Genomic DNA, 2,029 nt, shown 5'->3' with positions numbered 1-2,029 from the left:
GCCGGCTTGCCGGCGATAGGGCCGCAAGCCCTCACACAGCAACCAGCGCTTTCAACGCCCCATCCAGGTCCTCGATCAGGTCGCGGTAATCCTCGATCCCCACCGACAGCCGCAGCAGGTTCTCGCTGATGCCCATCACGCCCTTCTGCTCCGGGCTTAGTGAGCAGTGCGACATGCTCCACGAGTGGTTGATCATGCTCTCCACCCCGCCCAGCGAGTCGGCCAATACAAAGATCTGCAGCGCCTCGACCAGGCGGTTGAGCGCGGCGCGGTCGCCCTTGACCTTCATCGCCACCACCGCCCCGCCACTGCGCATCTGGCGCTTGCACAGTTCATGCTGCGGGTGGCTTTCCAGCCCGGGGTAATACACCTGCTCCACCTGCGCGTGGTTTTCCAGAAAGCGCGCCACCTGCAAGGCATTGGCGCACTGGCGCTCCATGCGCACATCCAGGGTCTTCAGGCCACGCAGGGCCAGGTAGCAGTCGAACGGCCCCTGCACCGCGCCGATGGCCATGCTGATGCGGCGCAGGCGCGCCAGCAGCGCGTCATTGGCCGCGACCACTACCCCGCCAGTCAGGTCAGAGTGGCCACCAATGTATTTACTGGCCGAGTGCATCACCAAGTCCACCCCCAGGGTGATCGGGCGCTGGTTCCACGGCGAGCAGAAGGTGTTGTCGATGCAGGTGAGGATGCCCTTGGCCCGCGCCAGGTCGCACACCGCCTTGATGTCGACCAGGTGCAACAACGGGTTGGTCGGCGACTCGATCCAGATCAACTGGGTTTCGGGCTTGATCGCCGCGGCCACCGCGCCCAGGTCGTTGAGGTCGACATAGGTGGTGGTCAGGCCTGAAGTACGGCTGCGGTAGTCTTCGAGGATACGGAAGGTGCCCCCGTACACGCCGTTCATCACGACCACGTGGGCATCCTTGGGCAGCAGCTCCAGGACCGTGGCGGTGGCATTCACCCCCGAGGCGCAGGCCACGGCACCCACGCCCTCTTCCAGCGCGGCTACGCAGGTTTCGTAGGCATGCCGGGTGGGGTTGCCCACGCGGCTGTAGGAGTACTCCGGCTTGTCGTCGAGGCTGCGTTTGGTGAACGAGCTGGCGGTGACGATGGCCGGGAAAATGGCATTGTCGGCAACACTGAACTGCTCGCCAGCGTGAATGGCACGGGTGGCGAAATTGCGCGGCTTGTCGGACATGGTCAGGCCCATTGGCAGAATGAAAGCTGCCACTATGGCACAAGCCAAATCGCCTGGCCTTGGGGTAACCTGTGAAATATTTTCCGGCACGGCCAGCGCGCGATATGGACAGCTTCGACCAGCACATTCTTACCCTGCTTCAGCGCGACGCCTCGATGTCGCTCAAGGACCTGGCCGAAGCCGTCAACCTGTCCACCACCCCGTGCTGGAAGCGGGTCAAGCGCCTGGAAGAAGAAGGCTACATACTCGGCCGTGTCGCCCTGCTGGCCCCCGAACGGCTAGGGCTGGGGCTGACGGTGTTCGTCCAGCTCAAGACCCAGCGCCACGACAGCGCCTGGCTGGCGCAGTTTGCCGCGACCGTCACCGGGTTCGAGGAGGTGATGGAGTGCTACCGAATGTCTGGCGACTGGGACTACATGTTGCGGGTGGTTGTGGGGGATATTGCGGCGTATGACCGGTTTTACAAAAAGCTGATTACCAGCACCGAGGGGTTGTCGAACATTACCTCCAGTTTTGCCATGGAGCAGATGAAGTACACCACGGCTTTCCCGGTGAACCGTGGCTGATGGCTGCGGGGCATATTGCCGGCAAGGCGCACAGGGATTGCATCAGGGCTGACAGGTGTTTGCCACAAGGTATGCAGCGCCTGTTAGAGCGAGCGCCGCCCGCGCGGCGCAATCGCGAGCTGCGCTCGCTCCTACGTTTGTTTCGGGCCAATTATTCCTGTGGGATTCGCGCGCGAACGCCTTGGCGCATGCCTCAATATCGCGCCGTACAAACAAGGCGGTCGCGCGCACCTGGCACAGGGGTTACTGGCCCGAAACAAAC

2 protein-coding genes are annotated in these 2,029 nt (G+C 63.1%); one reads left to right on the top strand and one right to left on the bottom strand.

Features of this window, described 5'->3' with window-relative positions:
* Positions 1 to 31: 31 nt before the first annotated feature.
* Positions 32 to 1,213, bottom strand: coding sequence for a PLP-dependent aspartate aminotransferase family protein (locus G1E_RS04620; RefSeq protein ID WP_009686812.1), 1,182 nt, complete (start codon positions 1,211 to 1,213; stop codon positions 32 to 34).
* A gap of 92 nt (positions 1,214 to 1,305) precedes the next feature.
* Between G1E_RS04620 and G1E_RS04615 the strand changes: the two genes are divergently transcribed.
* Positions 1,306 to 1,767 carry an Lrp/AsnC family transcriptional regulator gene (locus G1E_RS04615; RefSeq protein ID WP_009686813.1) on the top strand — a complete coding sequence of 154 codons (462 nt, stop codon included), beginning with the start codon at positions 1,306 to 1,308 and terminating at the stop codon, positions 1,765 to 1,767.
* Positions 1,768 to 2,029: the final 262 nt, after the last annotated feature.

It is taken from the genome of Pseudomonas sp. TJI-51 (assembly GCF_000190455.2).
In the GTDB taxonomy this organism is placed as follows: Bacteria; Pseudomonadota; Gammaproteobacteria; order Pseudomonadales; family Pseudomonadaceae; genus Aquipseudomonas; species Aquipseudomonas juntendi.
The sequence above is the reverse complement of the archived record's forward strand: the minus strand, read 5'-3'. Positions and strand labels throughout refer to the sequence as shown.

Coding starts and splice junctions, on each gene's coding strand:
- G1E_RS04620 (WP_009686812.1), bottom strand. CDS start 1,213: ATGGGCCTGACCATGTCCGACAAGCCGCGCAATTTCGCCACCCGTGCC.
- G1E_RS04615 (WP_009686813.1), top strand. CDS start 1,306: ATGGACAGCTTCGACCAGCACATTCTTACCCTGCTTCAGCGCGACGCC.